Origin of the sequence: Paenibacillus plantiphilus (genome assembly GCF_927798095.1) — a bacterium.
Taxonomy (GTDB): Bacteria; Bacillota; Bacilli; order Paenibacillales; family Paenibacillaceae; genus Paenibacillus_Z; species Paenibacillus_Z plantiphilus.
The window spans coordinates 208,625-232,935 of record NZ_CAKMMF010000008.1 but is presented as its reverse complement, the minus strand read 5'-3'; the positions used below and the strand labels follow the sequence as shown (position 1 = coordinate 232,935).

Sequence of the window (24,311 nt, the reverse complement as noted above, 5' to 3'; positions counted from 1 at the left end):
TATAATCGCTCCTTCCGCAGAACTTGCGCCAGTATTGTGCAGCAATCAGTTTTTGCCCTTGGGCAGCTCAATCGTTTTATGATCCTTGGACTCCTTGTACAGCACAATGGTCTTGCCGATTACCTGTACGAGCTCTGCTTCTGCTTCTTCTGCAATCCATTGTCCAATTTCCTTCGGATCGTCGAGACAGTTGTTAAGCACGGAAACCTTGATCAACTCCCGCGTCTCTATTGCTTCAACGACATGGCGGACGATATGATCGTTGGTGCCGCCTTTGCCCACTTGAAAAATCGGTGTCAAATGATGCGCCAAAGAGCGCAAATGTCTTTTCTGTTTACCTGTCAGCATGATCTTTGTTCCTTCTCTCGTTAGATTAACGTCCGTATCCCAGTGCGTCCAGCACCGCAGAGCGCATCGCCTGAACCGGCGCCGGAACGCCCGTCCAGTATTCAAAGGCGTACGCGCCTTGATAGATGAACATGCCCAATCCCCCATGAATACGGCACCCGCGACTCTTCGCCTCCTCCAGGAAGCGTGTGATCAACGGGTTATAAATCAGGTCGCTCGCAATCGTGTCGGGCCTGAGCCAAGAGGTGTCGATAGGTGTCTCTTCAACATGCGGGTACATGCCCAAAGAGGTCGTATTGATAATAATGTCGGCTTCACCACAAGCATCCTTCAGCTTATCCATGCCGATGACACGAATGTCTGTGTGCGAGCCGAAAGCATCTACAAGCACCTGCGCCCGCTCCACTGTCCGATTCGAGATGACAATGCTTCCGACGCCCTCTTTAGCCAACGCATAAATAATGCCTCTGGTCGCCCCGCCCGCGCCTATGATCAGAATCCGCTTGCCTTCAAGCTCCGGCTCCGCTTCTTCCTTTAGAGAACGGACATAACCAAGGCCATCCGTATTGTAGCCGATCAGATTGCCGTCCTCATTGACGATCGTATTTACGGCCCCGATCGCTTGCGCACTCTCGTCTATCTCGTCGAGCAGCGGCATAATGTCCAACTTGTGCGGGATCGTCACATTGACGCCGCGAATGCCCATCGCACGTACGCCAGCCACAAAATCCGCCAATCGTTCGCTTGTAATATGAAAAGCTGTATAAATACCGTTGAGGCCAGTCTCCCTGAAGGCACAATTCATCATCGTCGGCGATTTGGATTGTCGAATCGGATCGCCAATGACACTGTAAAGAATCGTTTCGCTGTCAACCTTATTGCCATAAGGGGAAAGCCCAGTCGTTGAATTGTTCATCCCACTCACTGCCACTCACTCTCCTGAATACCAATCGTTGCTTGCTCCACCCGCAAGTCACATGCCATCCTGCCAGCGGCTAGATCAGCGCGTCCCGCAGCAGCACCCGAATCCCTTTGGGCGCATGAATGTCAACCAGCGCGCCATCACCGCTATTGACATGAATCCAGCCTAATCCGGAAATATAAATATCGGTATCGGTCCCGCGCCGAATCGTTAGACGGTGACGTGTCCAGGCTGGAATTTCGTCCAGCTGCTCTGCTTTAGGCGGAGCCAGCATAACGCCCTTATGGTCCGCATACAGCTCATCTGCCCTCTCCAGCTTCGTCCGGTGTACCGGCAGCGCATTAGAGATGTAGAGCGAGAATGACTGCCTTGCTCCTTCTATAAAATCAAACCGAGCGAGCGCGCCAATAAAGAGCGTCTGCTGCTCATTCAATTGATACACAAGCTGCTTGATCGGCTTGTCCGGCAGAAGCGCCTGCAGCACATCGCGAGGCACGACCTCTGTCATTCGATGCGCATACACAATGCCCGGCGTATCGATAATGTCATGGCCATCGTCCAGCGGAATATGAACCGCATCCAGCGTTGTGCCGGGATAACGGGATGTTGTCAATTCGCGTTCCAAATCGCTGAAATCGTGGATCAGCCGATTGATGAGCGTCGACTTGCCCACATTTGTTGCGCCGACCACATACACATCGCGCTTGCCGCGATGCTCGCCGAGCGCTTCGATAACACGCTCGAAGCCCATATTCCGCTTGGCGCTGCACAGCACGACATCAAGAATTCGCAGCCCCTGGGTCTTCGCCTGTTTCTGAACCCAGTTGCGCAGCCGGTTCAGATTGACTCCCTTGGGCAGCAGATCGATCTTGTTGACGACAAGCAGCACCGGATTGTTCCCGACGAATCGCTGCAGACCAGAGATCAGGCTCCCCTCAAAGTCGAAAATATCAACGATATGTACGACAAGACTTTCTGTATTCGCTATTCCTCCGAGCAGCTTAATAAAGTCATCCTGATCGATTGTAACCGTTGTCGCATCATTGTAATTTTTAATCCGGAAGCATCGCTGGCAAATTGCCGGCTCCCGCTCAAGCGCTGAATCCGGGATATAGCCCGGTTTGTCATTCGCTGTTGTCTGCAGCTTCACGCCACAGCCAGCGCATCCGCCCTCTACCAACTGCTTATTCGTCACTTCTTGTGTTCCTCCTCGGGCCATAACCCTTTTTTGCGTAGATTATAGAGGGCAATTCTCTCGATCCTCCGATTAATGCGGGTCATCACGCCTTCATCATTCGGCGCAATAGGACTTACAAGAATTGTAAATAAACCCATCCGTCTTCCGCCCAGCACATCTGTCAGCATCTGATCACCGATAACAGCCGTTTGCTCCACTGGCAAACCGAGCTCTTTAAGCGCTCTATGGAACGCCTTGTTCGCAGGCTTGCGGGCCGCATGAACGAAAGGAATCTGGAGCGGGCTTGAGAAATTGGACACGCGCGTCTGATTATTATTCGAAACGATGACAACCTTAAAGCCAAGATCGCGCACATGATCAAGCCATTCCACCAGCTCCGGCGTGGCGAGCGGCACTTTGGCGCCGACAAGTGTATTGTCGAGATCTGTAATAATCCCTCTTATGCCCTGCTTCTGCAAAGCATCCATATCAATATTATAAATGGTATTGACGCGCATATGCGGCAACAGCCGTTCAAACATAGTTTCGACTCCCCTGCTATCGCTATCATCGAAACTATACCATACAAAGGGAATTCCTTGCAAAGGCCGCTTGCAGCCTGAAAAACCGGTCGGGAGGATGCTGCGCATCATTCCGACCGGTCTTGTCAGCTTATTCGCTTGCGTAAATTCTTGATTGTCGCATCGAACTGCTCGGCTTCTTCCTTGCTTATCGTTCCATTGCTGTACATCGCCTTCTCAAACACAACGATCACGAATGACAGCTCCCTCTGCAGCGGGGACATCCGCTCAGACCACTGTGATATCGTTTCGCGCACGGTCTCATGCGTGCCACGATTAAGTCCCTTCTTGCGGCCGTAATGGATAAGCCGGTTTGTATCCCTGACAATCCGTTCATTTACAGTAGCAGCACCCCAGCGATAATGGTTCCATAACCCGGCAATTTGCCGTCTTTGCCATACTGCAATGACAAGCAGGAGCACTACGAATGCTGCTATAGAAGACCATAGCGGTATATTGAAGCCTTTTGTGCCTGCCTCTTGCATGTCAGCAGACGAATCAGCTTCGATATCTGAGGTATCCACACTTTGATTTTCCGGCATGGCATAAGGGAATGTGAAGCCAGCGGTAGGCTCGAAAGGAAACCATCCATAGCCTTCAAAATACACCTCTACCCATGAATGCGCATCCGCGTTCCGCACCGTATAAGTGCCTTTCCCCTCTGGATTCATATCGACACCGATCGCATCTCCCAGACGCAGCGTTTCCGGATCGATAGGCAGGCTTCCGGGCGCATAGCCTTTCACCCAACGGGTAGGAACGCCGATTGAGCGTGTCATGACAGCCATCGCGGTTGAATAATAATCACAATAGCCTTCCAGCATTTCGAATAGGAAAGCATCTACGAAATCCTTGCTTTGTCTCTTCGACAGGTCAGGCTCATTCGTATACTTGAAGTTCGTTTGCAAATAGGCTTCGATCGCCTTGACCTTATCATAAGGTGTAGCTTCATTCTTCGTAATATCGAGAGCCAGCTCTCTTACCCTTGACGGCAGATCCGAAGGCAGCTGCAAATACATCGATGAGATCTCCGATGCAGTCTCTGCTGCAGCTACGCTGCGCAGCTTATTCACATCCAGGACAGGAACCTCCGAAATGATGGAATATTTGTCAGGGTAGTCTGTTTTACCGGCAGGCAATCTCAATTCCCATGACTGCGGCAGCCATTCGAGACTTGGGAGGTAGCTCTTAATCTCATTAACCGATACGATCTGAGATACCGGACTCGCACCGAACAACACCGGATACGTATTCTCACTCAGAATGTTGACGGATTGGTCCACCCGTATCGTCTCGACATTCTCCTCTATGCCGCCGGATTCAAGAATCTGTTCTGGCACAATAGCTCTAACCGATGCCTCAGCCTGCTCTTCCGGCGATTCCTCCCAGCCGCTCCCCGTGTACAGCGCTCTGGTCTCGCCTCGCCAGTAGCTCTTTCTCGTTGTCGTAATGTCCATGACCGGAGAATAATCAAATTTGAAGCCATTGCCGAGCTCCTCATCATTGCGGCTGTAGCCTGAGGCGCTGTTCCCCTTGCTTTCGCTGCCGGAGCCTGTCCCTTTATCACCGATTACGGATATGACTTCCTCGCCCCTTGCTTCTTTCCAGGCGGTATAGGGGTCTTTCAGTATGGGATCAATAGAAGGAACGAATATTCCTGCGCCCATAACAAGCGTAATAATAAGCAGCACCGGCAGGAACAGGCTTACCGGATATTCAAGCAGATGCGCCCAGCTCTCAGGATGCTTCTCCTTGAAATTGAGAAAATGATTGGCAACCAGCCAAGCAAGTCCAATAAATACCGTCCACGCAATCTCCCCCCACAGATAAACAGGTGAGAGCAATGAATCCGTAATTGTAAGGGAGAGCAGGATGAAGCTCAGCACAGCAATTATGCCGAGACGCCGCTTGCTGCACAGCAGGATGACATGGAAGCCAGCCCAAATGCCGAGACTTAGCCAGAGATAAGGCGTAAGCGGCTGGAACTGCCACTCAAGCCATTCCTTCCAATCGCCCAAGCTGCCGATCTCACCAGTAAAAGATATCCATTCGTAATCCGTTAATGCCAAATTAATCAGGATCAAGGCCAGAAGCTGTACAGTAATTGACAATGCTTTGGAGGAGATGAGTGCGGCTGCGACAAATGTCGTCAACAGTACAGCATGAATAATCGTGTACGTCTCATCCCACCAATAACCGTCAAAGCAGCGAATCCAGGCAAAAATCAGCAATGTCGTAAAAACGATGGTTAATTGCGTGTACCAGTTCGCTATCAGCCACTTACCCAAGGATCGATACATACTCATGAGGCACTCCCTCCTTCCAGAGCAGCGGGCAGCTCCTGAAGCGCGCTGATTGTATGCACGATGAAACCGTTGCGCTGCAGCATCTTCAGCCATTCCTTGCCCTTCCCGCCAGGCTGAGGCACGTCATCGCCATTCCTCTTCAAATGAATAAGGACGGGAACGACTCCTCTCCGTTTCAGCCATTCCATGACAAGAACAATTTCTTCTCCTGTCTGAGGACTGACGATTACCGCAAACGAGCCACTCGGTACAAACGAGGCGGATTGTCTAATTGCCCGATATAATGGTGTGTTCCCGTCAGGCTGCACGCTTACGAGATGATTCATAATAAGCTGCCGCTGGTTCGGGCTCGTATTGGGAGCAAAGCCCTCATTGGTATCGCCGACCGAAATAATTCCTGTCGCTGTAGAGCGGCGGAAGCCGAAGTCCAGCATAGAGGCAACGATGGATACGGCAAGCTCAAACTGTTCCGGCCGATCATATGCGCCCGCATAACGGTCCAGAAGGAACATCGTCCGTGGCAAAGACTCTCGTTCGAATTCTTTCGATTTCCATTCACCGGTTCTCGCTGTCGCATTCCAATGGATACGAGAGAGCTTGTCCCCGTAAATATACTCGCGCACCCCGTTGATTTGTGTTGTTTCCTTGGCTGACAGTCGCGAAGCGGTCGTTGAATAAGGACCCTTTGCCCCCCGTTTCAGCTGCTGCCAGCTGCGGATCGCGATTGTACGCGGGTAGACGTAGACAGGCTCTGTTGATTCAAATGTTCCCGAATGCTCGAACAACCCAAAAATATCGCAGGTCGAGCATTCCGTATGCGTAAATCGATAAACGCCTCTCTCCAAGGGTGGTGTCGTATACGTGACATCCCCTTGTCTGCGGTAGCTGGGCACGAACGAAGCCTCGAACGGTATTGAGCCGCCGTTCTGCCGCAACAGCACATCCCGAACAAGCACATATGGAATCGGCCATACTCCTGGAATCTGTACAGAGATGACGACGTCAAGCTTGCTTCCGGCCATCAAGTGCTGCTCTGCGCCCGAATTATGCGACAGCTTCCTGACGCCTTCAACTCCGGCGATTCCGCTCCAGCGTCCCAGCAGCAAATAAAGCAGCAGCACGTTGAAGATACAAAACAGCATAAAGGACGTCTTGCCGCCCTGAAAAAGCAAATACAGCAGCGAGCCAGCATATAGAATGCCGAGCAACCGCCATCTCATCTTCATTGCTTGTGCCGTGAGCATGAGATCTATCGCTCCATTCGCACAGGGACGTTGGTGCTATGTAGGACAGCGTGAATAACATCTTCTGCTGTCAAACCGTTCATTCTTGATTCTGTATGAAGCAGAATGCGATGCGCGAGCACAGAGGCAGCCAATGATTTAATATCATCCGGTATCAAATAATCACGCTCCTGCAGGTACGCCTTCGCTCTCGCAGCTGCAAGCAGCGATATCGCCGCACGCGGGCTGGCTCCCAGCTGAACACCGTTGTGATCCCGAGTCGCGCGCACAACACGAATCAAATAGTCGCCTACCGCTTCATCGACATGAACACGCTTCACATCCTCCATCAGCTTGGCAACCTGTTCAATATTCGAAACTGCGGACAACTGATCCGCCGGCGCGGTGGAGTTTGGCAGCATGATCATCTGGCGTTCCGTTGCCGCGTCCGGATAGCCTAACGTAATCTTCATCATGAACCGGTCAAGCTGCGCTTCCGGCAGCGAGTAGGTTCCCTCGAACTCTATCGGATTCTGCGTAGCGATGAGTACAAACGGATTAGGAAGCTGGTAGGTTTCGCCATCTACCGTCACATTGCGCTCCTCCATCGCTTCAAGCAATGCGGATTGCGTCTTCGTTGTGGCCCGGTTAATCTCATCGACAAGCAGCAAATTCGCCATCACTGGACCCGGTCTAAATACGAATGCCTCATCCTTCGGATGATAAATAGCAACACCTGTAATATCAGTCGGCAGCAAGTCAGGATTGCATTGAATTCTGCGGAAATGTCCGCCTATCGTTTTCGCAAGCGCTTTCACAAGCTGCGTCTTTCCAGTACCGGGCACGTCTTCGAGCAGTATATGTCCGCCGGCAAGCAGAGCGATCATTAATTGTTCAATTTCATTGCTTTTCCCCAAAATACAGCTTTCCAAATTGCGACGTATAGCAGCACACAATGAATAATCTGTCGTACGGTTTTCCATGTCTCTAGACCCTCCCGGATGTTATGTAAAATTCACCATTCTATTATTTTACAAAAAATACAACAGACAGTACAGCTAATAATTCACCAAAAAAAATTGGAGAATCCTACAGGATAACGTTTCTCCGCCGCTGGCGTCTCGAAAAGACTCGCTAATCACGCGCAGAACGAGCTTGCTGGCGCAATAGAACATAGAAAAGCCCTTCAAACCGCCGGATGAGGGCAATGTGAAGGGCTTGATTACATATTGAAACAGCTCCCGGCATACGGCAGCGTGCGCTGTCGCATCACAGGCAGTCGCTCGCGCACTAGCCTTTCGGTCTGACCACAAGCGCTGCCAGAAAGGAGAAGATGATCGCGGCGGAAATGCCTGCGCTCGTCAGCTTGAAAATGCCTGTAATGACACCAATCCAGCCATCCTTTTGAAGCTCGGTCAATGCTCCATGAACAAGCGCGTTGCCGAAGCTCGTAATCGGAACGGTTACTCCCGCTCCAGCGAAATCAATCATCGGCTCATACCAGCCGATACCGTCTACAATCGCCCCTGCTACAACCAAGGCCGCCATCGTATGAGCAGGCGTAAGCTTGACCACATCGAACATGAGCTGTCCCAGAACGCATATTGCCCCTCCAACTACAAAGGCCCACAAATAAATCATGCTTGTACACTCCTTCCGTTATGGCTGCCGCGCTATCGCGACTGCATGGGCAATGCAAGGGATGCTCTCCCCCTGCTGATAGGACAACGGAGACAGCAGCGCGCCGGTCGCTACGACAAGAATCCGTTTCAGATCGCCATCTTTCTTCAGCCGCTTCAGCAGGTGGCCATAGGTTACAACCGCTGAACAGCCGCAGCCGCTCCCTCCCGCTTGAACCTTCTGCTGCTGCACATCGTAAACCATTAATCCGCAATCCGAGAATACCGTCTGATCCATCGGAACCCCGTCTCGCATAAGCAAATCGTTAGCAATGGGATGGCCCACGCCTGCAAGATCGCCGGTCACGATCAGATCATAATCTTGGGGCTCGCGCCCCGTATCGTTGAAATGCGCTTTAATGGTATCCACAGCAGCAGGCGCCATCGCCGCTCCCATGTTGAATGGATCTTTGATCCCCATGTCGGCAATCTTGCCGATCGTCGCGCATTCAACTACCGGACCTTCGCCGTCAGCAGCGACTACGACCGCTCCCGAGCCTGTTACCGTATATTGCGCGGTCGGCGGCTTTTGCGAGCCGTATTCCGTTGGATAACGGAACTGTTTCTCAGCCGTGCAATTATGACTGCACGTACCGGCCAGCACATATTGCCCGGAGCCGGAATTGACGATAAGCGAGGCGAGCGCCAGCGTCTCCATGGAGGTGGAGCAGGCGCCAAAAACGCCGATATAAGGAACGCCCAGCGATCGTGCCGCAAAGCTGTTGCTAATAATTTGATTCATCAGATCTCCGCCGATAAAATAGTGCAGCTGCTGCTTGTTCACTTTAGCGTTCTTCAGCGCAAGATCAGAGGCTTGCTCCAGCAGCAGACGTTCCGCCTTCTCCCAGCTCTTCTGCTGCATGTCCAGCTCGGGATGAATCAGATCAAAATCAGCGGCAAGCGGACCCTCGCCCTCATCCGGCCCGACGACTGTAGCTGCTCCGATAATGACAGGACGTTTCTCAAACCACCACGTTTGTTTTCCTTTGAGCATGTCAGTCAGTGCCCCCTGATGCCAAAAATCATATAGATGATACCGACGAAAAAGGCGGCTACTGTGCCATAAACGATAACCCCGCCCGCCAGCTTGAACATATTGCCGCCCACGCCAAGCACAAGACCCTCGCTGCGATGCTCCAGCGCTGCCGAGCACATGGAATTGGCGAAGCCGGTTACGGGCACAGCGCTGCCGGCTCCGGCCCATTGTGCGAGTTTGTCATATACGCCCATGCTCGTAAGAACGACTGCAATGAAGATAAGAACGGCAACTGTAGGATTGCTTGCATCTGTCTTGGACATGCCAAAGACGTGGACAAACATGTCTTGAAGCGCTTGTCCGATCAAGCAGATGGCCCCTCCAACGACAAAAGCTCGTAAGCAATTGGCCGCTACCGAACGATTAGGCTCATGCGATTTCGCGAACGTCTGATACTCTTTAGGCGACATGGTCATTTTTTTATACTTGTTGCGTGCTGCGTTCTTGGTGGCCATTGTTTTAAACACCCCTAAAAGTTTTTGCGTGCCCTGCCCGACTTGTCGAGCAAAAACTTGCTTCGGAAGCATAAGCTTCGTTTTTGCGTGCCCTGCCCGACTTGTCGAGCAAAAACTTGCTTCGGAAGCATAGGCTTCGTTTTTGCGTGCCGTGCTATTTGAACAACGTCTTACCCAAGTATTTGTAATAAACGGTTTCATTATGCTGACAGGCATCCATCATTTGCAATTCTCGCAGCACGATGAAAAATAATGTATCTTAATTGACAACAAAACCGTCTGGACGGTATAGTAAATTGAGAGGTGATAACGATGAATCGTAATTCTAGACGCCATGCTGTCTTAACTGCTGCTTCCTATATTGTAAAAAATCACGGTGTCGAAAAACTCACACTTGAAGCTGTGGCCAAAGAAGCTGGAATTAGCAAAGGCGGATTGCTCCACCACTTTCCGAGTAAGGAAGCTTTACTCATAGGAATGGTGGAAGAGTTGACAGACCATTTTGTTGCGGACGTTACTGCCAGGGCGGCCAATGCAGCTGCTAGTGCTGGCAAGTGGAGTCGAGCATATATGGAGGCAACCTTCGATGATATTAATAAAGGCGGTATTAGTACAGCATTTACGGCTTCACTATATGCAAACCCCGATTTACTCGTAAAGCTGGAGCGTGTATATTCGGATTGGCAAAAAAATATGGAAAACGACGGGATTGACCCCGTGCAAGCTACGATAGTCCGGCTAGCGGCCGACGGGCTGTGGTTCTCAGAATTGTTTGGATTAGGAAAGATCGACGAGGATTTGCGCGAAAAGGTAATCCACAGCTTGAGAAATATGATCGATTAAGGAGGGGATATTGTTGAACTCATATTTCTTATTAGCTATAGCCATCTTAGCCGAAGTATTCGGCAGCTCTATGCTTAAAGTATCCAATGGCTTTAAGAAGCTGTTCCCTTCTATAGGAGTAATCATCGGGATGGGATTAGCGTTATATTGCCTGTCTCTAGCTCTTAAGGCCATACCATTAGGCACTGCCTATGCGATATGGTCTGGTGTAGGAACTGCTTTAACTGCATTAATAGGTGTCATCGTATATAAAGAAGGCTTTAGTTTCAAAAAACTAGCAGGTCTGGCCCTGATTGTTGGCGGCGTCGTAATTATGAAGCTTACTGGCGGCTCTCATTAAGTTGTAGAGAAAAGGAGGCTGTATGATGAAAGGATATATTGCACTAGCAATATCTATTGCCGGAGAGATATTTGGCACTTCAATGATTAAATTGTCCGCAGGCTTTACTAATCTAATTCCTTCTGTTGGTGTCATGACAGGTTTTGCGATAACCTTTTATTTTTTATCCATAAGTCTTAAAACGATTCCATTAAGTTTGGCTTATGCCATATGGGCGGGAGCAGGAACAGCTTTAACCGCGTTGATTGGCATATTGATATGGGGAGAACCATTCAGCGTTTATACAGCTGCAGGACTAGTATTAATAATCGGGGGTGTAGTGTTATTAAATTCCTCTAAAAGTCCGGAGAGCGTATCCGAAGGTCAAAGCTAGTATAGGTTTAGCCCTCTAATGGGAACTCCCGATAGCACGATGAAAGCAAAGCAGCGGCAGTCTAAGACTTGATTTTCGAGTCCTGGTCCGTCGCTGTTTTCTTGTATTGATTCGGGCTAAAATCTGCTGTTTGAGCAAACAGCTTCATATATGTAATCAAAGCTGCCTGCAAACATGGCAGCCCGCAATCATTTCAACTGTACCTCCGGCCTAAAGCAGAGCAATTAGAAGAAGCAGCACAAGCAGCACGTAAAGCACAAGCGCCAGCACAATGATGTTTCGCCTCATGCACGAGCAGCTCCTCTCGGGTTGGTATAGGCTACTGTACAGCTTATGCGGACAGGTGCGGATGCGGAGATTGTCCTTCAAATATACTCCCTTGCGGTGCAGCTTATTTTGTACGGCATTTTCTTTTGACAAATTGTAGAAATTTAATTAGGATATCAGAAGTAGTTGAATCTGCAAGACGAATGAGGGATGCTAATTGGCAAAGGTTGATCTGGCAGCTGATTCTGCCGCTGAGTTTCGCATCAGAAGTATCATGATTCCGCTGGTTGCTATTATTGCAGGCGTCTTCATGGTCATTCTCGATGCCACTGCGATGAACGTTGCGATTTCGCATCTGGCGCTGGATTTCAACACGACGATGGTTACACTGCAATGGACGATCTCCGGCTATTTATTGGCGCAAGCCGCCGTTATTCCGCTAGCAGGCTGGCTCTCAGACCGATATGGGGCCAAAAATATTTTTCTCATCTCTATCGCACTCTTCACAATTGGCTCCATTCTGTGCGCAACACCAAATTCGGCAGAATGGCTCACTGTATTTCGCATTTTGCAGGGGCTTGGAGGCGGAGCGGTGCTGCCGGTCGCAATGGCTTACATTTTTCGGTTAAGTCCGCCTCATAAGGTCGGAACGATCATGGGGATGATGGGCATGCCCATTCTGTTCGCCCCTGCAATTGGCCCCACTCTCTCCGGCTGGCTGGTTGAGTTCCATTCCTGGAGATGGATTTTTATCATCAATTTACCCATCGGCATTATGTGCGTTCTGCTTGGCATGAAATATTTGCCGAAGGTTGAACGCAACGCAGTAGCCGGCATGGACTGGCTTGGCATGCTGCTGGGCCCAATCGCTTTTGCCGCTTTATCCTATGGTGTCAGTGAAGGTGCGACTAGCTGGACCTCAGATAAGACGATAGCCGGGCTTGTCATTGGGGGCGCGGCATTGATCGCCTTCATTATCGTCGAGCTTAAGGTCCGCACGCCGCTGCTGGAGCTCCGAGTGTTCCGCTCTGTCGATTTCTCGCTCGCTATTGTGGTGCAGTGGATCGGACAGTTTGCGCTTTATGGCGCTATATTTCTGCTGCCCCAATTTCTTCAGCAGGCCCGCGGCTTCGGCGCATTCGATACCGGTCTCATTCTAATGCCGCAAGCGATCGCCTCTGGACTTATGATGCCCGTCAGCGGCTGGCTATACGACAGATTCGGTATCCGTTGGCTGGTCGTAGCAGGTCTAACTCTTATCTCTGGCGCGATCTATCAATATTCTTTGGTCGATGCGACGACAGTTGGAAGCGATCTGCTCATCCCGCTCATTATGGCAGGCTCAGGCATGGGATTAATGATGATGCCTCTCAACACTCATCTGATGGGCAAAGCGCCGCGCGAGCTTGTCAGCCGCGTAACCTCCATAACAAACGGCTTGCTGACAGTTGTAAACTCATTTGCAGTCGCTTCCATCGTCACTATACTGACCGCCAATATTGAAAGCAGGCAAACAGCAGTAATGGAGTCTGCCGTGCAAACAGCAGAATCAAAGCTTGTCCTCCCCGAGCTATTGAAGGGAGCGGCTATGAAAGGCTATGACGACACGTTCAGTGTCATGCTCTTCATCGCTATCTTTGGCGCTGTACTTGGCTTAACACTGCGGCGCAACAAGAAAATTTCCGATAAGTCCCAGGCGAAGCAGGCTCAGATTGAAATCATGCATGGTTAACTGAAGGTCATTGCAACGAATGACCTCTGAACCGCTTCCACAGTCTTACTTGTGCGAAGCGGTTCATTTTTGTCCAAATAAGAGATACAATGAAGGTATATGCTTTTGTTTCGGGAGGAGATTCATCACGTGACCAAGCGACCATTTTATTTTCTCGCTCGAATCGTTCTGATAATGATCATTACGTTGGCAGCTCTTCCGCTTAAGGAAGCCAGCGCGGGTTTCTTTGATCGGATTTCTGATATTTATAATGCGCCTGAGAGAGTAGAGGAGCTTACGGATTCATTCAGGAAAGAGCAGGAGCGGATGACGCAGGAGCTCAGCGATCAGAAGGATCGGCTGCTGGAGGCCCAGCAGAGCGCGGAACAATATGCGCGTCAGCAGGAAGAGCTGATGAAGCAGAATGAGCAATATCAGCAACAGAATGAGCAATTAATCAATCAGAACAATACGCTGCTCCAGCGGATGGAGGCGATGGAGGCTGAGAAATCGGAGCGGAGCCAGCTCTATCGCAAAATTATAATGTCCGTTCTCGTAATCGTCGGTCTGGGACTTCTCTATCTGCTGTCGATTCGCATATGGCGCTATAATGTCTGGCGCAAGCATAAGCGTTCAGGCGGGGGTGCGAAGCCGTGGATGTAAAGGTCCCTACTCCACTCGGCCATGTACGCGTCTCTCTCGACAATGAGGACACGCTCCATGTTCTGCACCCCAAGTCCATCCTTGCGTATCAAGGCGCGCCTCAATCTCGCGAGGATCGATTCATGGATCTGGCCGGCGCCTATAGGAAAAGAAAATGGATTCGCTCCAAGCTGGTAGGCCAGAGTGAGTTCATTCTCGGACTGCCTCCTGGCTGTCAGCTGGAATCGGTTGCGATCGGGCCCAAGAGCGACCTGATGTTCGATTTTCGCCATGTCATGTTCTATACGGACGGACTTCATATGAAGAGCAAGATTCAAAAAATTAAGACAGCCTGGATTACACAAGACTGGATCAGAATGAAATTCACCGGACCTGGGACACTTGGCATTATTACGACAGGCGATCTCATCACGATGCAGCTCCACCCATCCATTCCATTGTATGTGGAGGCTGGCTCGCTGATCGCTTATCCAGACAGCGCGAGGATCAAGCTGGCCGTATACGGCAATCAGCTGGCCAGTCAGCATATGAACGTGCAATGGGAAATGACCGGCTCTGGGCCAGTTCTCATTCAATCCGGTTCGCGTGATGCAGGTCTGATGGAGCAGTTGCAGGGCGGCGGCATTGTCAAGCGAGTTCTAAGAGAACTGCTTCCTTTCGGAAGTATTTATATTAAATGAGCGATTCATAGACATCGTATAATCGGAGGCAATCATGTCGGACTATATTATTCTGGATATTGAGTTTAACGGCCGCAAGTTTGCCAGCGACAAACCAATGGAGGTTATTGAGATCGGGGCAGTCAGATTGAATGCATCACTGCAGCCGATGGATGAATTTTCTGCTTTCATCAAACCGATCTTTTTTGCGAAGCTGAATGGATTTATTAAGAGGAAGACTGGCATACCCCAAGAGGAAATTGACAGTGCGGCAAGATTCCCGGCGGTCATTGCCCAGTTCATCCAATGGCTGAACAGAAGCGATGCCTTCTTATTGATCACATGGGGCGGCGAGGATCTCAAGCGGATCGTTTTCGATACCCGGATGCACAAGCTGGACGATTCCTACTGGCTGGCTGCCAACTACTTCGATCTGTTGAAAGGCTTTCTGCGCTATAAAAATTTAACCAATGATGTCAGCGTCGAAGGTGCGTTGTCTGAGCTGGGCATACCATCGACAGGCTCTGCACACCGTGCTCTGGATGATGCGCGCATGACCGCTGATGTGTTCAGAAGGGTAATCGACGGACTGGATTTCGCCCATACACAGCAGTTCAAGGATGTCTACTCCAACGCCAAGGAACGAAGAATGGTGAAGGTAGCGGTACGGAATATGGCTGCACAAAAAATGGTCCCCCAATGGGAGACCGTTGTCGAACAATATTTGAAGGACAGAATATCGCTTGACGATCCTCGAAAGCTGGCCGAGCTCAAGCAATATTTTGCCGCAGCGGTAGATAATCGCCACCTCTAAGTGTTTGGAAAAATCCAGTGCCTGCGCACTCGCTTCGTTTGTAGCGGGTGCATGATACTTTACGAGCAATGGCTGACAGGGAGGTCCCTGCCAGCCATTATTCGATTTCACATTATTCAGAAGATGGAAGCCCATCCGATGACGAGGTCAAGCTTGTAGCCGTAACGTCTGCAAGCATTGCGTTTACTCTACCTTTCTCCCATCTACCCCGTCTGACCAACCTGCTGTACGCCTGCCGCCTTCTTATTCGCTGCCGATTTGCGGACGAACAGGAGAATAAGCAGCACGATGCCAACCGCCCCCATACCGAAGAACAGTCCGCCCATCATCCACGACGGGAGCCAGGTTCCAAGGATGAGACCTGTCGAACCGACGACGTTGGCGACAAGGAATTCCATGCCGCTAATAGCCATGTAGGGACCACGATTATGAGCGGGAATTATCGATGCCAGATAGGTCTGCTTCATCGTAGCAAACATGACTTGTCCACAGCCTGCCAGACACATGAATGGAATGAGCAGCCAAATTTCATTGCTCACGCCAAGCACACCGTAACCAGTCGCGCATAAGAAGATCCCAACAGCCATTAACCATTCGCCTGAAATACGTTTCGCCAAAGAGACGATGAATATGGATGCCAGGACGATGACCAGCGCATTCACTGCGATCAATAATCCATACATCCGAATGCCATCCAGCATCAGAACACCGCCAAAAAGCTCATAAAGCCGTGTCCCAAATTCCTTGTCCAGCCGGACGCTAGTATAGTTTTTCGACAAGTATTCCAGTGACAATGCCAGCGCGGATGCAAAGACGAATGCAAGGAACATCCAATCAGTGAATACGACACGGTATTTGGCGAGAAAGCTCTGCGACGGCTTAGGAATGGCTGCGCCTCCGTCACCAAGTAACGGTTCTGCAGAAGAGACAGCATCCGCCTGAGGCTTGCTTTCTCGAATGAAGAATACAAGGACCCCAAGCGATATGAACGAAGCAACAGACATGCCGATGCAAAGCGTAAACAGTTGCTCGCGGAACAGCAGGCCGCCACCCAAGCTTCCAATGAGCAGCGCGACATTGTTGATCCAGTAGATCGTACTATACACTAAGGTACGATTGCCTCCGTTGCTGCTGTCGACAATCATCGATTGAATGGCAGGCATGCTCAACGCGGCGCTGGCATTGATAACCAGCATCGTCGCATAGGTCATTTCCGGCGAAGTCCACCATTGTGAGTTGGCCGCTCCCATTACCGCTATTGAGAATAGACGCGCACCTTCCGCGATAATCATCGTGCTGCGGCGACCAAGCCTGTCAGTAGCAAAACCTCCCAAGCCCCCGCCGATGAAAATGCCGACTACATTAAACAATAAGAGAATACCGGCCATCCGTTCGCCAAAGTGCATCGATAAATATATCGCCATAAAGGGAAAGACCATACTGCCTACCAAGGTGCTTAGAAACGATTCTCCGATTCGAAGCTTTATATTGGGATGCAGATCTCTCAGCTTGGCGCTCGGCGCTTGTTTGTTGGTTGGTTCATTTTGTATCGTTCCCATCTACTTCGCCACCGTTGTGGTCCGGCTGATGATCACTTGGGCCATTTCTTTCGTTAGTCCTTGAACATGAGGCGGCTCCATCATGCTCATATGCTCGCCGGTAACCGCATAGGTGCGAATGCCGCTGCGCGACATCGACTTCCATGCGCGCGGATCAATCGGCTCATGTCCAAATGCAGAGCTCTCGGTTACATAGAAAATATCGATTGTCGATGAGATTGGTCCCGGATATTCGTATCGCTGCAGCGCTTGCCCGTTGCGCACCATCACATCAACATATCGGCGGGCTGTATCGGCTGTTACTGCCTCTGGCATATCTCCGCGTTCCTTGGCCCGCTGGAGAACAAGAGCGCCTTTCTCCTCGGAAGACAGCCCGTTCAGACTGGCACGGTCGATATCATACAAAACTGCGAGATATTCCCACACATCTTCTTCGATCGCCAGCTCTGATTGCACGATTCTTGCCTCATTATAACGTGTATCGAGAAGTCCGATAAAAGCCACCTCTTCGCCCAATTGCTCCAGCCTCCAGGCCATGTCATAGGCTATCGTCCCGCCTAGCGACCATCCCGCAAGCAAATACGGACCTTGCGGCGCGACTTTGCGAATTTCTTCTATATAACGCCGCGACATTTCTTCCAATGTGGAAAGCGGGGCTTCATCCGACTCATAACCTACCGATTGAATGCCATATATGGCATGGCCATCTTCAACAAGGCCCTCAATAAGCCCCTGATAGACGAGCACGCCGCCGCCCTGAGGATGAATAAGGAATAATGGCGGCTTATCCTTAGCGCCTGCCCCGCGCTTGAGACAAACCAGACATTCACTTGCAATCGTATTCCCATTGTCAATGTATGCAGCAAGCTTCTCGGGCGTAGGCTCTCTCAAAAGTGCAGCCAACGTAATTTCCGCCCCAAACCGCTTGCGAATACCGCTCAGCAGAGCTAGCGCCTTCAGTGAATGACCGCCAAGCTGGAAGAAATCATCGGTCATGCTAATAGGACGCTTGCCGAGCACCTCCTCCCATAGACGCAGCATCTCCAGTTCAACCCGAGAGCGAGGAAGAATGATGACCGTATTGCTGTTCCTATTCGACTCCTGATGCTTCGCAATATGGACCAGCTCCTTGCGGTCCATCTTTCCATTTGCATTCAAGGGAAGCTCCTTCAGGATAGTGACAGATGTCGGCAGCATATAATCCGGCAATACCGCAGACAGCAGCTCCAATATCGCTGCTTCATGAAGACTGCTGTCAACGACTGGAACTGCGAAAGCGGATATCGACAGATCAGCGTCTTCCCCGATAACGACAGCCGCAGCATTCTGCACGCCCGGCAAGCTCGCCAATACTTGCTCGATCTCTCCAAGCTCAATGCGATAGCCGCGGATTTTGACCTGATGATCAACTCTGCCTATGAACTCAAGCAATCCGTCCGGGGACATGCGAACAGAATCGCCAGTCCGGTACAGGCGTCCTTCCAAGCTCGGATCAAATGGGTTCGGTATGAACTGCTGTAGCGTCAAGCTCTCATTGTGCAAATAACCGCGCGCCACGCCGACGCCGCCAATGTAAAGCTCGCCGATTACACCATGCGGAACAGGCTCCAGCTGCTTGTCCAGCACATACGCCTGAATGCCGGTTAAAGGCTCGCCAAGCGGCACTGTGCCGCAGGCAGACCGCCCCCGTTTGGCATCCACCCGGTATGACGTGACACCGATCGTCGTCTCCGTTGGTCCATAGTGATTCATAACGATGCAGCTAGGGGCAAGAGCCATTGCCTGCTCCACCACCTCCCAATGCAGCGCTTCCCCGCCAAGAATAAGACAGCGTCTCGGCAAAATATTGCCCTGCTGCGCAGCAAGCAGCGCTTTCAGATGCGAGGGCACAATCTTCAAGCAATCGATTCGGTTGCCTTGAAAATATTGGGCCAGCAGCTCCGCATCCGCTGCGCGTTCCTTCGAAATCATATGAACCTCGCCGCCCCCGCAAAGCGCAGGGAATATAGCGGTGTTGCCGAGATCAGCCGCAATCGTAGTCACCGTTGCGTAGCTGGCTCCAGCTCCAAGCGGCAGCCGGTCAGCGATTGCCGCTGTATAATTAGCCAAGCTGCGATGCTCGATGACGACTCCCTTCGGCCGTCCTGTAGAGCCTGATGTATAGATGACGTAGACGGCATGATGGGGTGCTGGACCGTCAGCCAAATTATCCGCATCATGACGAAGCAGCAGCTCCGCATCCCTGTCTACATTAAGCTGTGGAAGATTCAGCCTCTCCAACAGGCTATAAGTCGCTTCATGTGTAACAAGTAATGACAGGCCTGAATCACGAACCATATCGCCCAGCCGTTCCAACGGGAATGAAGGGTCCATCGGCACATATGCGCCCCCGGCCTTCATAATCGCCAGCAGACCGACAAGCATATCTACAGATCGCTCCATGCACAAACCAACAAGCACCTCGGAACCAACACCGCGTGAACGCAGCTCACGGGCAAGACGATTCGCCGATACATTCAATTGTTCATAGGTAAGACGTTCAGCTTCAGCTACGACAGCTGTGAAGTCGGGATAACGCTCCACCATTTTCTCAAAGACACGATGGATCAGCTTCGCTTCGCCCACTGGATCGGTTGCTCCCGTCGTCAGCGATGATGCCGCTCTGCGAACGATTGCTTGCTTGTCCCTCTCATTCAGCAAGGGCAGCTCGCCGATAGGAAGCTCCGGTGAAGCTGTCATCGCATCGATCAGCGTGTGGAACGCCGACAGCCAGCCCTGAATCGTGGCCTCCTTAAACAAGCGGGTGCAATAATTGAGGTGCAGCGTCATTCCGTGCTCGCGCTCTACAAACGTAAAGTTCAGATCGAACTTCGTCGTTCGGGTATCCACCTCCCGCAGCTCCCATGCCATCCCTTCTGAAGGACGCATATACTCCTGCTGGCGCATCATTTGGAACAAGACATTTACTAGCGGCGGACGAGAGCGGTCTCGCACCGGATTGAGCCTGTCGACGATCAGATCGAACGGATATTCATGATTCGCGTAAACGTCCAATGCCAGCGCTTTGCAATGGGCCAGCCACTCGCTGAAGGGTTGTAATGTATTCAAGCGGAACCGAAGCGGAAGCGTGTTGACGAAAAATCCGATTAACGGCTCCAGCTCCAGCCTGCTCCGACCAGCATCGGGTGTGCCTATCAACAGATCCGTTTGTCCGGTCAGACGGCACAGAAAGGTTGATACTGCCGCCATCATGAACATGAACGGTGTCGTATCCGTATCCCTTGTCAGCCTTTCAATACGCTCCACTGTCTCCTTGCCAAGCTCCAGCGAGGCGATATGACCATCATACTGCTGTGTCTCAGGACGCGGATAGTCGGCAGGAAGCTCCAGCACCGGCAGCGTCCCTTGAAGCAAATCGAGCCAGAACGCCTCCTGCTTTGCCAAGGCGCCGCCTTCCAGCCGCTCGTTCTGCCAGCTCGCGTATTCTTTGTACTGAATGTCCAGTGTAGGCAGCACCGCATCTGTTCGGTTGGCCCAGGCACTGTGAAGCGCGGCGATCTCATGGACGAACACTTCCCAAGACCATGCGTCGCCAATAATATGATGCATATTCAACCAGATCCAATGACGATCTTCCGCCTTCTGAATGACGCATACGCGGAATAATGGACCCTCGTGCAGGTCGAAAGGAACACTTAATTCCCTGTCGGCAGCCATCTCCATATGCTTCTCCTGCGCAGCTTCATCCAACTTCCTGATATCCTCATATGCGATGGGAATGTCATTGCCATCATTGATGACCTGCAGCGGTATTCCGTCCTCCAAACGGAAGGTCGTTCGAAGCAATTCATGACGTCTGACTACAGTCCGAATAATCGCCTGGAACACGTCCAGTTGAAATGCTCCGACAAGCTCGATGGCAACCGGCATATTGTAGGATGCATTGGCTGGCTCCGACAATTGAACAACGTATAATCTTCGCTGCGCGTGTGATGTGGGATAGTGCTCCGCCAGGGGAAGCGGCTTGATCGGCTCATCAGGCACGCCCTCTCCCTTGCCCCGCTCCACCCGTTCTGCCAGCTCGGCAATCGTCCCAAGCTCGAACATCTCCTTCAGCGTAAGCGTAACTCCGAATACTTTGCTCAGCCGAGAGCGCACCTGAGTCATCGTCAGCGAATGACCGCCCAGCTCGATAAAGGTGTCCCGAATGCCAATGGAGCGGACATTCAGCACCTCCTGCCAAATCGTGCGAATTGCGAGCTGAACAGCGGTTGCCGGCTCATCATCTGCCGATACCCCGCGTTTCTCCGGTTCAGGAAGCCGCTTGCGGTCAACCTTGCCGTTCGCGTTTAGCGGAAGCTCTGCGAGCCGGACAAAGTGATCCGGCATCATATAGAAAGGCAGCTTATGGTGCAGCAGCCGCTCCAGCTCTTCCGTATCGGCTTCGCCAACGAAATAGGCCAGAATCCGCTTTTGCCCATTGGAATCCTCGCGAACCAGGGACACACAATGCCGCACGCCTTCATGCTGACGAAGCGTCTCATCGATCTCGCCGAGCTCGATCCGATGCCCTCGCACCTTCACCTGATGATCGCCGCGTCCCAGAAATTGAAGCTGACCCGCATCGGTGAAAAGGCCAATGTCGCCGGTACGATACATTCGCGGCCCTGTTCCATCCCGAAACGGATTTCTGACAAAGGCCGCTTGCGTGCGAACCTCATCATTCAAATAACCGCGCCCCACGCAAATACCCGTAACGCAAATCTCGCCTGGAACACCCTGCGGCACTGGTCTTAGGCTATCATCAAGCAGGTACAGCTTGGAGGAAGCAATCGGTACTCCAAGGTGAACATAGGGATATTGGGTCGATACATCGTTGTCGACAAGTGCATGCAGCACATCATCCGATGTTTCCGTCGCCCCGTACGTATTGATAACGGCAACATGAGGATACGCCTCGCTCCATCGCTGCCATTGCGAGACAGCCAAGCCTTCTCCTGTGGATAGCATCGCCTGAAGCACGGGCAGTCTGCCCTCTGACGGGGACAGAACGGTCCTCGTCTCCAGCAGCATCTCGATCATCGACGGCACAAGCTCCAGAATCGTAATCCTATCCTGCTCCAGCGCGTGAAGCAGGTTCAGCGGGTCCTTCGCAATGTCATCCGGATAGATGACAACCGTCGCTCCCGTCATCAACGGCGCCAGAAACTGCCAGACGGATATATCAAAGCAATGTGACGCATTCTGCGCTGCAATGCTGTCTGCATTCATGCCGGAGACTTCGATTTTGGCTGCAATGTGGTTCATCATGCCGGCATGCTCAATCATCGCTCCCTTGGGAACGCCTGTAGAGCCTGACGTATAGAACACGTTCGCCAGATCATGCCATTCATTCACAGGCTCCGGATTCACAGCCGCGAAATCGTTGAAATCGAACGCATTCTCCATCCCTGCTGCTATTCCTGTTACTTCCCCTTCATTCATGAGCACAAGCATTGCCTTGGATTGTTCGCCAAGCACATGGAGCTTTGCTCGATCCGCTTCCTGCGGCGCTGTAATGAGCGCCTTCATTCCGCTGTCTTGAACGATCGTCCGCACCCGATCATCGGGATATGCAGGATCAAGCGGCACATAAGCGCCGCCGGCTTTCAGAATGCCGACAATCGCAATCAGCATGTCCAGTGACCGATTCATCCAGACGCCAGCGAGCATATCTCTGCCAAAATGATGCGCGCGCAGTCCATTCGCCAGCTGATTCGCTCTGGCATTCAACTCTCCGTAGGTTAATTGCTCGCTGCCGCATATCGCGGCTGTCCGGTCGGGATGCTCTCCTGCATGCTCTTCAAACTGCAAATGAGAGAGACGATGGAGCTTCTGACCTTGAATGTTGGTGCTGTTAAATTGAATAACGAGCTTCTCGTATTCATCCAGCGGCATAATGGGAAGTCTATTAATCGGCACATCGAGACCTTCCGCAATTCCGCCCAGAACGGTCTCATAATGAGCGAACATCCGGATAGCCGCTTCACGCGTAAATTTATTCTCGTCGAGAATTACGCTGAGCGTCCACGCACTCGAACTGCGCCCCCATCTCCACTGGATAGGAACGACGGATGCTGCATATTGAAGCTCTTTCAGCTCATGCTTCAGCGTTGTGCCTTCAACCTCCGGACACAGGCGGGGATTGTCCCTCACCTCCACACTGCTGTAGAATAATGGTTCTTCTCCTGAATGAACGCCTGCTAATGCAGCAAATTCCTCTGCTGGCAAATACGCATATTGGCGCATGGCATCAAGTTTATCGTTCAGCTCTTGTATCGCACTCGCAGCCGTAGCACTGCGGGAGATCGACAGGCGAACAGGAATCGTATTCGTATAATTACCAATCAAGCGCTCCATGCCAGCGGGTGGAATGCCTCGTCCATCAACCGATAAGCCGAAGGACACCTCCCCCTCCCGTCCGTATACCCGAAGCAGCTCCGCCCAAGCAAATACGAAAAGTGATTCAGGCGATACCCCGTTTCTCTGTGCAATAGTGTCAAGCTGGGCGGACAATTCCGGCGGCAGTACCGTTTTCCATTCTGTCGTACGCTGTGCCAAACCTTTATCGATACGATTCTCCTGCAGCATTCCAAAAGGAATCGATGGCGCAGTGAATGAGGAGAATGCTTCCGCCCATATGGGCTTCGCTGCACGCCAGCCTTGATCTGCAAGCCATGCGCCGTATTGGGCTTGCGCATCGGCTTGGACTTGAGATTGCGCAGACGCTTCATCCAGGACTGCTCCCGCGTTTGGCAGCTCTTGATCTTGCAGCAGAGCAGCATACAGCGCGATCCATTGCTCATGCAGCGTCAATCTGCTGGCTTCATCCAGAATCGCCTCGTGGTAGAACCAGCACAGCTCCGCCTCGTTATCCTGCAAGAGTCGAAGCTCTGCAGCGGCGAGCGGCCCTTCTTGCACATCGAGATTGTGCGTGAATACATCGCCATTGAACTTGCTCGCCTTCACTATTGCAGAATCGTCCGTTCCCGTTACGGTCAATGGATTGGGAAGCTCCTTCAGAACAACCGCTGCCTCACTTCCCCTAACCGTGCGAAATACAGTCCGCAGCACTGAATTTCGAGCAATCAGCTCATCCCATGCCTTGGACAGCAGGCCGGAATCAATCCGGCCATGCAGACTATGCGTGCATCTAACGATGCCTGCCGCTGCGGCTCCCTCGGCCTTCAAACCCGCCGCTCTTTTCAATATTGACCGCTGTACAAATGTCGTCTCCACAATGCGGGCCACATTCTCTTTCGTCACATACGTCATTGCGTCACATCCTCTCTTCGGCCGTCAGACAGACACCTCTG

At 51.7% G+C, this 24,311-nt stretch carries 19 protein-coding genes; 7 read left to right on the top strand and 12 right to left on the bottom strand.

The window, feature by feature from the left end; translation table 11 throughout:
* Nucleotides 1–45: 45 nt before the first annotated feature.
* The 10 genes from yhbY to spoVAC all read right to left on the bottom strand — a co-directional run bounded on the left by yhbY (nt 46) and on the right by spoVAC (nt 9,727).
* Nucleotides 46–348, bottom strand: a complete 303-nt coding sequence (gene yhbY / locus L6H65_RS09505) for a ribosome assembly RNA-binding protein YhbY (RefSeq protein ID WP_236340572.1) — start codon at nt 346–348, stop codon at nt 46–48.
* Nucleotides 349–373: 25 nt separating this feature from the next.
* A complete protein-coding gene (gene aroE / locus L6H65_RS09500) occupies nt 374–1,264 on the bottom strand; it encodes a shikimate dehydrogenase (RefSeq protein WP_236340694.1) in 891 nt (296 codons plus the stop codon).
* Nucleotides 1,265–1,343: 79 nt separating this feature from the next.
* The gene (gene yqeH / locus L6H65_RS09495) at nt 1,344–2,489 is read right to left on the bottom strand and encodes a ribosome biogenesis GTPase YqeH (protein WP_236340564.1); all 1,146 of its coding nucleotides are present in this window, start codon (nt 2,487–2,489) and stop codon (nt 1,344–1,346) included.
* The gene (locus tag L6H65_RS09490; RefSeq protein WP_371877684.1) at nt 2,462–3,097 is read right to left on the bottom strand and encodes a YqeG family HAD IIIA-type phosphatase; all 636 of its coding nucleotides are present in this window, start codon (nt 3,095–3,097) and stop codon (nt 2,462–2,464) included. Before L6H65_RS09490 ends, yqeH begins: the two co-directional genes overlap by 28 nt.
* Before the next feature lie 17 nt (nt 3,098–3,114).
* Complete coding sequence (locus tag L6H65_RS09485; protein WP_236340560.1) at nt 3,115–5,334, bottom strand: transglutaminase-like domain-containing protein; 2,220 nt, start codon at nt 5,332–5,334, stop codon at nt 3,115–3,117.
* Nucleotides 5,331–6,578 (bottom strand): DUF58 domain-containing protein, encoded by a 1,248-nt coding sequence (locus L6H65_RS09480; protein WP_236340558.1) that lies wholly within the window; start codon nt 6,576–6,578, stop codon nt 5,331–5,333. The genes L6H65_RS09485 and L6H65_RS09480 overlap by 4 nt, the downstream gene beginning before the upstream one ends.
* A gap of 5 nt (nt 6,579–6,583) precedes the next feature.
* Complete coding sequence (locus tag L6H65_RS09475) at nt 6,584–7,540, bottom strand: AAA family ATPase (protein ID WP_236340549.1); 957 nt, start codon at nt 7,538–7,540, stop codon at nt 6,584–6,586.
* A gap of 307 nt (nt 7,541–7,847) precedes the next feature.
* Nucleotides 7,848–8,198, bottom strand: coding sequence for a stage V sporulation protein AE (gene spoVAE, locus L6H65_RS09470; RefSeq protein WP_236340547.1), 351 nt, complete (start codon nt 8,196–8,198; stop codon nt 7,848–7,850).
* A gap of 18 nt (nt 8,199–8,216) precedes the next feature.
* Nucleotides 8,217–9,230 carry a stage V sporulation protein AD gene (gene spoVAD / locus L6H65_RS09465; protein WP_236340538.1) on the bottom strand — a complete coding sequence of 338 codons (1,014 nt, stop codon included), beginning with the start codon at nt 9,228–9,230 and terminating at the stop codon, nt 8,217–8,219.
* 5 nt (nt 9,231–9,235) lie between these two features.
* Nucleotides 9,236–9,727: a stage V sporulation protein AC gene (gene spoVAC, locus L6H65_RS09460; protein ID WP_236340527.1), complete on the bottom strand. Its 492-nt coding sequence runs from the start codon at nt 9,725–9,727 to the stop codon at nt 9,236–9,238.
* A gap of 312 nt (nt 9,728–10,039) precedes the next feature.
* On the opposite strand from spoVAC, the gene L6H65_RS09455 reads away from it, so the two are divergent.
* The 7 genes from L6H65_RS09455 to L6H65_RS09425 all read left to right on the top strand — a co-directional run bounded on the left by L6H65_RS09455 (nt 10,040) and on the right by L6H65_RS09425 (nt 15,397).
* The gene (locus L6H65_RS09455) at nt 10,040–10,570 is read left to right on the top strand and encodes a TetR/AcrR family transcriptional regulator (protein WP_236340525.1); all 531 of its coding nucleotides are present in this window, start codon (nt 10,040–10,042) and stop codon (nt 10,568–10,570) included.
* 13 nt (nt 10,571–10,583) lie between these two features.
* Nucleotides 10,584–10,910 carry a DMT family transporter gene (locus L6H65_RS09450; protein WP_290370354.1) on the top strand — a complete coding sequence of 109 codons (327 nt, stop codon included), beginning with the start codon at nt 10,584–10,586 and terminating at the stop codon, nt 10,908–10,910.
* A gap of 25 nt (nt 10,911–10,935) precedes the next feature.
* On the top strand, nt 10,936–11,283 hold the full coding sequence (locus tag L6H65_RS09445; protein ID WP_290370358.1) for a DMT family transporter: 348 nt from the start codon (nt 10,936–10,938) through the stop codon (nt 11,281–11,283).
* A gap of 484 nt (nt 11,284–11,767) precedes the next feature.
* A complete protein-coding gene (locus L6H65_RS09440) occupies nt 11,768–13,282 on the top strand; it encodes a DHA2 family efflux MFS transporter permease subunit (RefSeq protein WP_307728320.1) in 1,515 nt (504 codons plus the stop codon).
* Nucleotides 13,283–13,411: 129 nt separating this feature from the next.
* Nucleotides 13,412–13,924: a coiled-coil domain-containing protein gene (locus tag L6H65_RS09435; protein WP_236340521.1), complete on the top strand. Its 513-nt coding sequence runs from the start codon at nt 13,412–13,414 to the stop codon at nt 13,922–13,924.
* The gene (locus tag L6H65_RS09430) at nt 13,915–14,604 is read left to right on the top strand and encodes an AIM24 family protein (protein WP_236340519.1); all 690 of its coding nucleotides are present in this window, start codon (nt 13,915–13,917) and stop codon (nt 14,602–14,604) included. The genes L6H65_RS09435 and L6H65_RS09430 overlap by 10 nt, the downstream gene beginning before the upstream one ends.
* Nucleotides 14,605–14,638: 34 nt before the next feature.
* Nucleotides 14,639–15,397 (top strand): 3'-5' exonuclease, encoded by a 759-nt coding sequence (locus tag L6H65_RS09425; protein ID WP_236340504.1) that lies wholly within the window; start codon nt 14,639–14,641, stop codon nt 15,395–15,397.
* A 203-nt stretch (nt 15,398–15,600) separates the two neighbouring features.
* On the opposite strand, the gene L6H65_RS09420 is transcribed toward L6H65_RS09425, so the two are convergent.
* Both L6H65_RS09420 and L6H65_RS09415 read right to left on the bottom strand, forming a co-directional pair.
* On the bottom strand, nt 15,601–16,956 hold the full coding sequence (locus L6H65_RS09420) for an MFS transporter (protein ID WP_236340501.1): 1,356 nt from the start codon (nt 16,954–16,956) through the stop codon (nt 15,601–15,603).
* Entirely contained in the window at nt 16,957–24,270 is a 7,314-nt protein-coding gene (locus L6H65_RS09415; RefSeq protein WP_236340499.1) for a non-ribosomal peptide synthetase, read from the bottom strand.
* Nucleotides 24,271–24,311 lie beyond the last annotated feature (41 nt).

What these genes read in the sequence shown, in the direction of transcription:
- aroE (WP_236340694.1), bottom strand. Translation starts at nt 1,264, where the DNA reads ATGAACAATTCAACGACTGGGCTTTCCCCTTATGGCAATAAGGTTGAC.
- spoVAC (WP_236340527.1), bottom strand. Translation starts at nt 9,727, where the DNA reads ATGGCCACCAAGAACGCAGCACGCAACAAGTATAAAAAAATGACCATG.
- spoVAD (WP_236340538.1), bottom strand. Translation starts at nt 9,230, where the DNA reads ATGCTCAAAGGAAAACAAACGTGGTGGTTTGAGAAACGTCCTGTCATT.
- yqeH (WP_236340564.1), bottom strand. Translation starts at nt 2,489, where the DNA reads ATGGCCCGAGGAGGAACACAAGAAGTGACGAATAAGCAGTTGGTAGAG.
- L6H65_RS09455 (WP_236340525.1), top strand. Translation starts at nt 10,040, where the DNA reads ATGAATCGTAATTCTAGACGCCATGCTGTCTTAACTGCTGCTTCCTAT.
- L6H65_RS09485 (WP_236340560.1), bottom strand. Translation starts at nt 5,334, where the DNA reads ATGAGTATGTATCGATCCTTGGGTAAGTGGCTGATAGCGAACTGGTAC.
- L6H65_RS09480 (WP_236340558.1), bottom strand. Translation starts at nt 6,578, where the DNA reads ATGCTCACGGCACAAGCAATGAAGATGAGATGGCGGTTGCTCGGCATT.
- L6H65_RS09445 (WP_290370358.1), top strand. Translation starts at nt 10,936, where the DNA reads ATGAAAGGATATATTGCACTAGCAATATCTATTGCCGGAGAGATATTT.
- L6H65_RS09425 (WP_236340504.1), top strand. Translation starts at nt 14,639, where the DNA reads ATGTCGGACTATATTATTCTGGATATTGAGTTTAACGGCCGCAAGTTT.
- L6H65_RS09475 (WP_236340549.1), bottom strand. Translation starts at nt 7,540, where the DNA reads ATGGAAAACCGTACGACAGATTATTCATTGTGTGCTGCTATACGTCGC.
- L6H65_RS09490 (WP_371877684.1), bottom strand. Translation starts at nt 3,097, where the DNA reads ATGCGCAGCATCCTCCCGACCGGTTTTTCAGGCTGCAAGCGGCCTTTG.
- spoVAE (WP_236340547.1), bottom strand. Translation starts at nt 8,198, where the DNA reads ATGATTTATTTGTGGGCCTTTGTAGTTGGAGGGGCAATATGCGTTCTG.
- L6H65_RS09420 (WP_236340501.1), bottom strand. Translation starts at nt 16,956, where the DNA reads ATGGGAACGATACAAAATGAACCAACCAACAAACAAGCGCCGAGCGCC.
- L6H65_RS09415 (WP_236340499.1), bottom strand. Translation starts at nt 24,270, where the DNA reads ATGACGTATGTGACGAAAGAGAATGTGGCCCGCATTGTGGAGACGACA.
- yhbY (WP_236340572.1), bottom strand. Translation starts at nt 348, where the DNA reads ATGCTGACAGGTAAACAGAAAAGACATTTGCGCTCTTTGGCGCATCAT.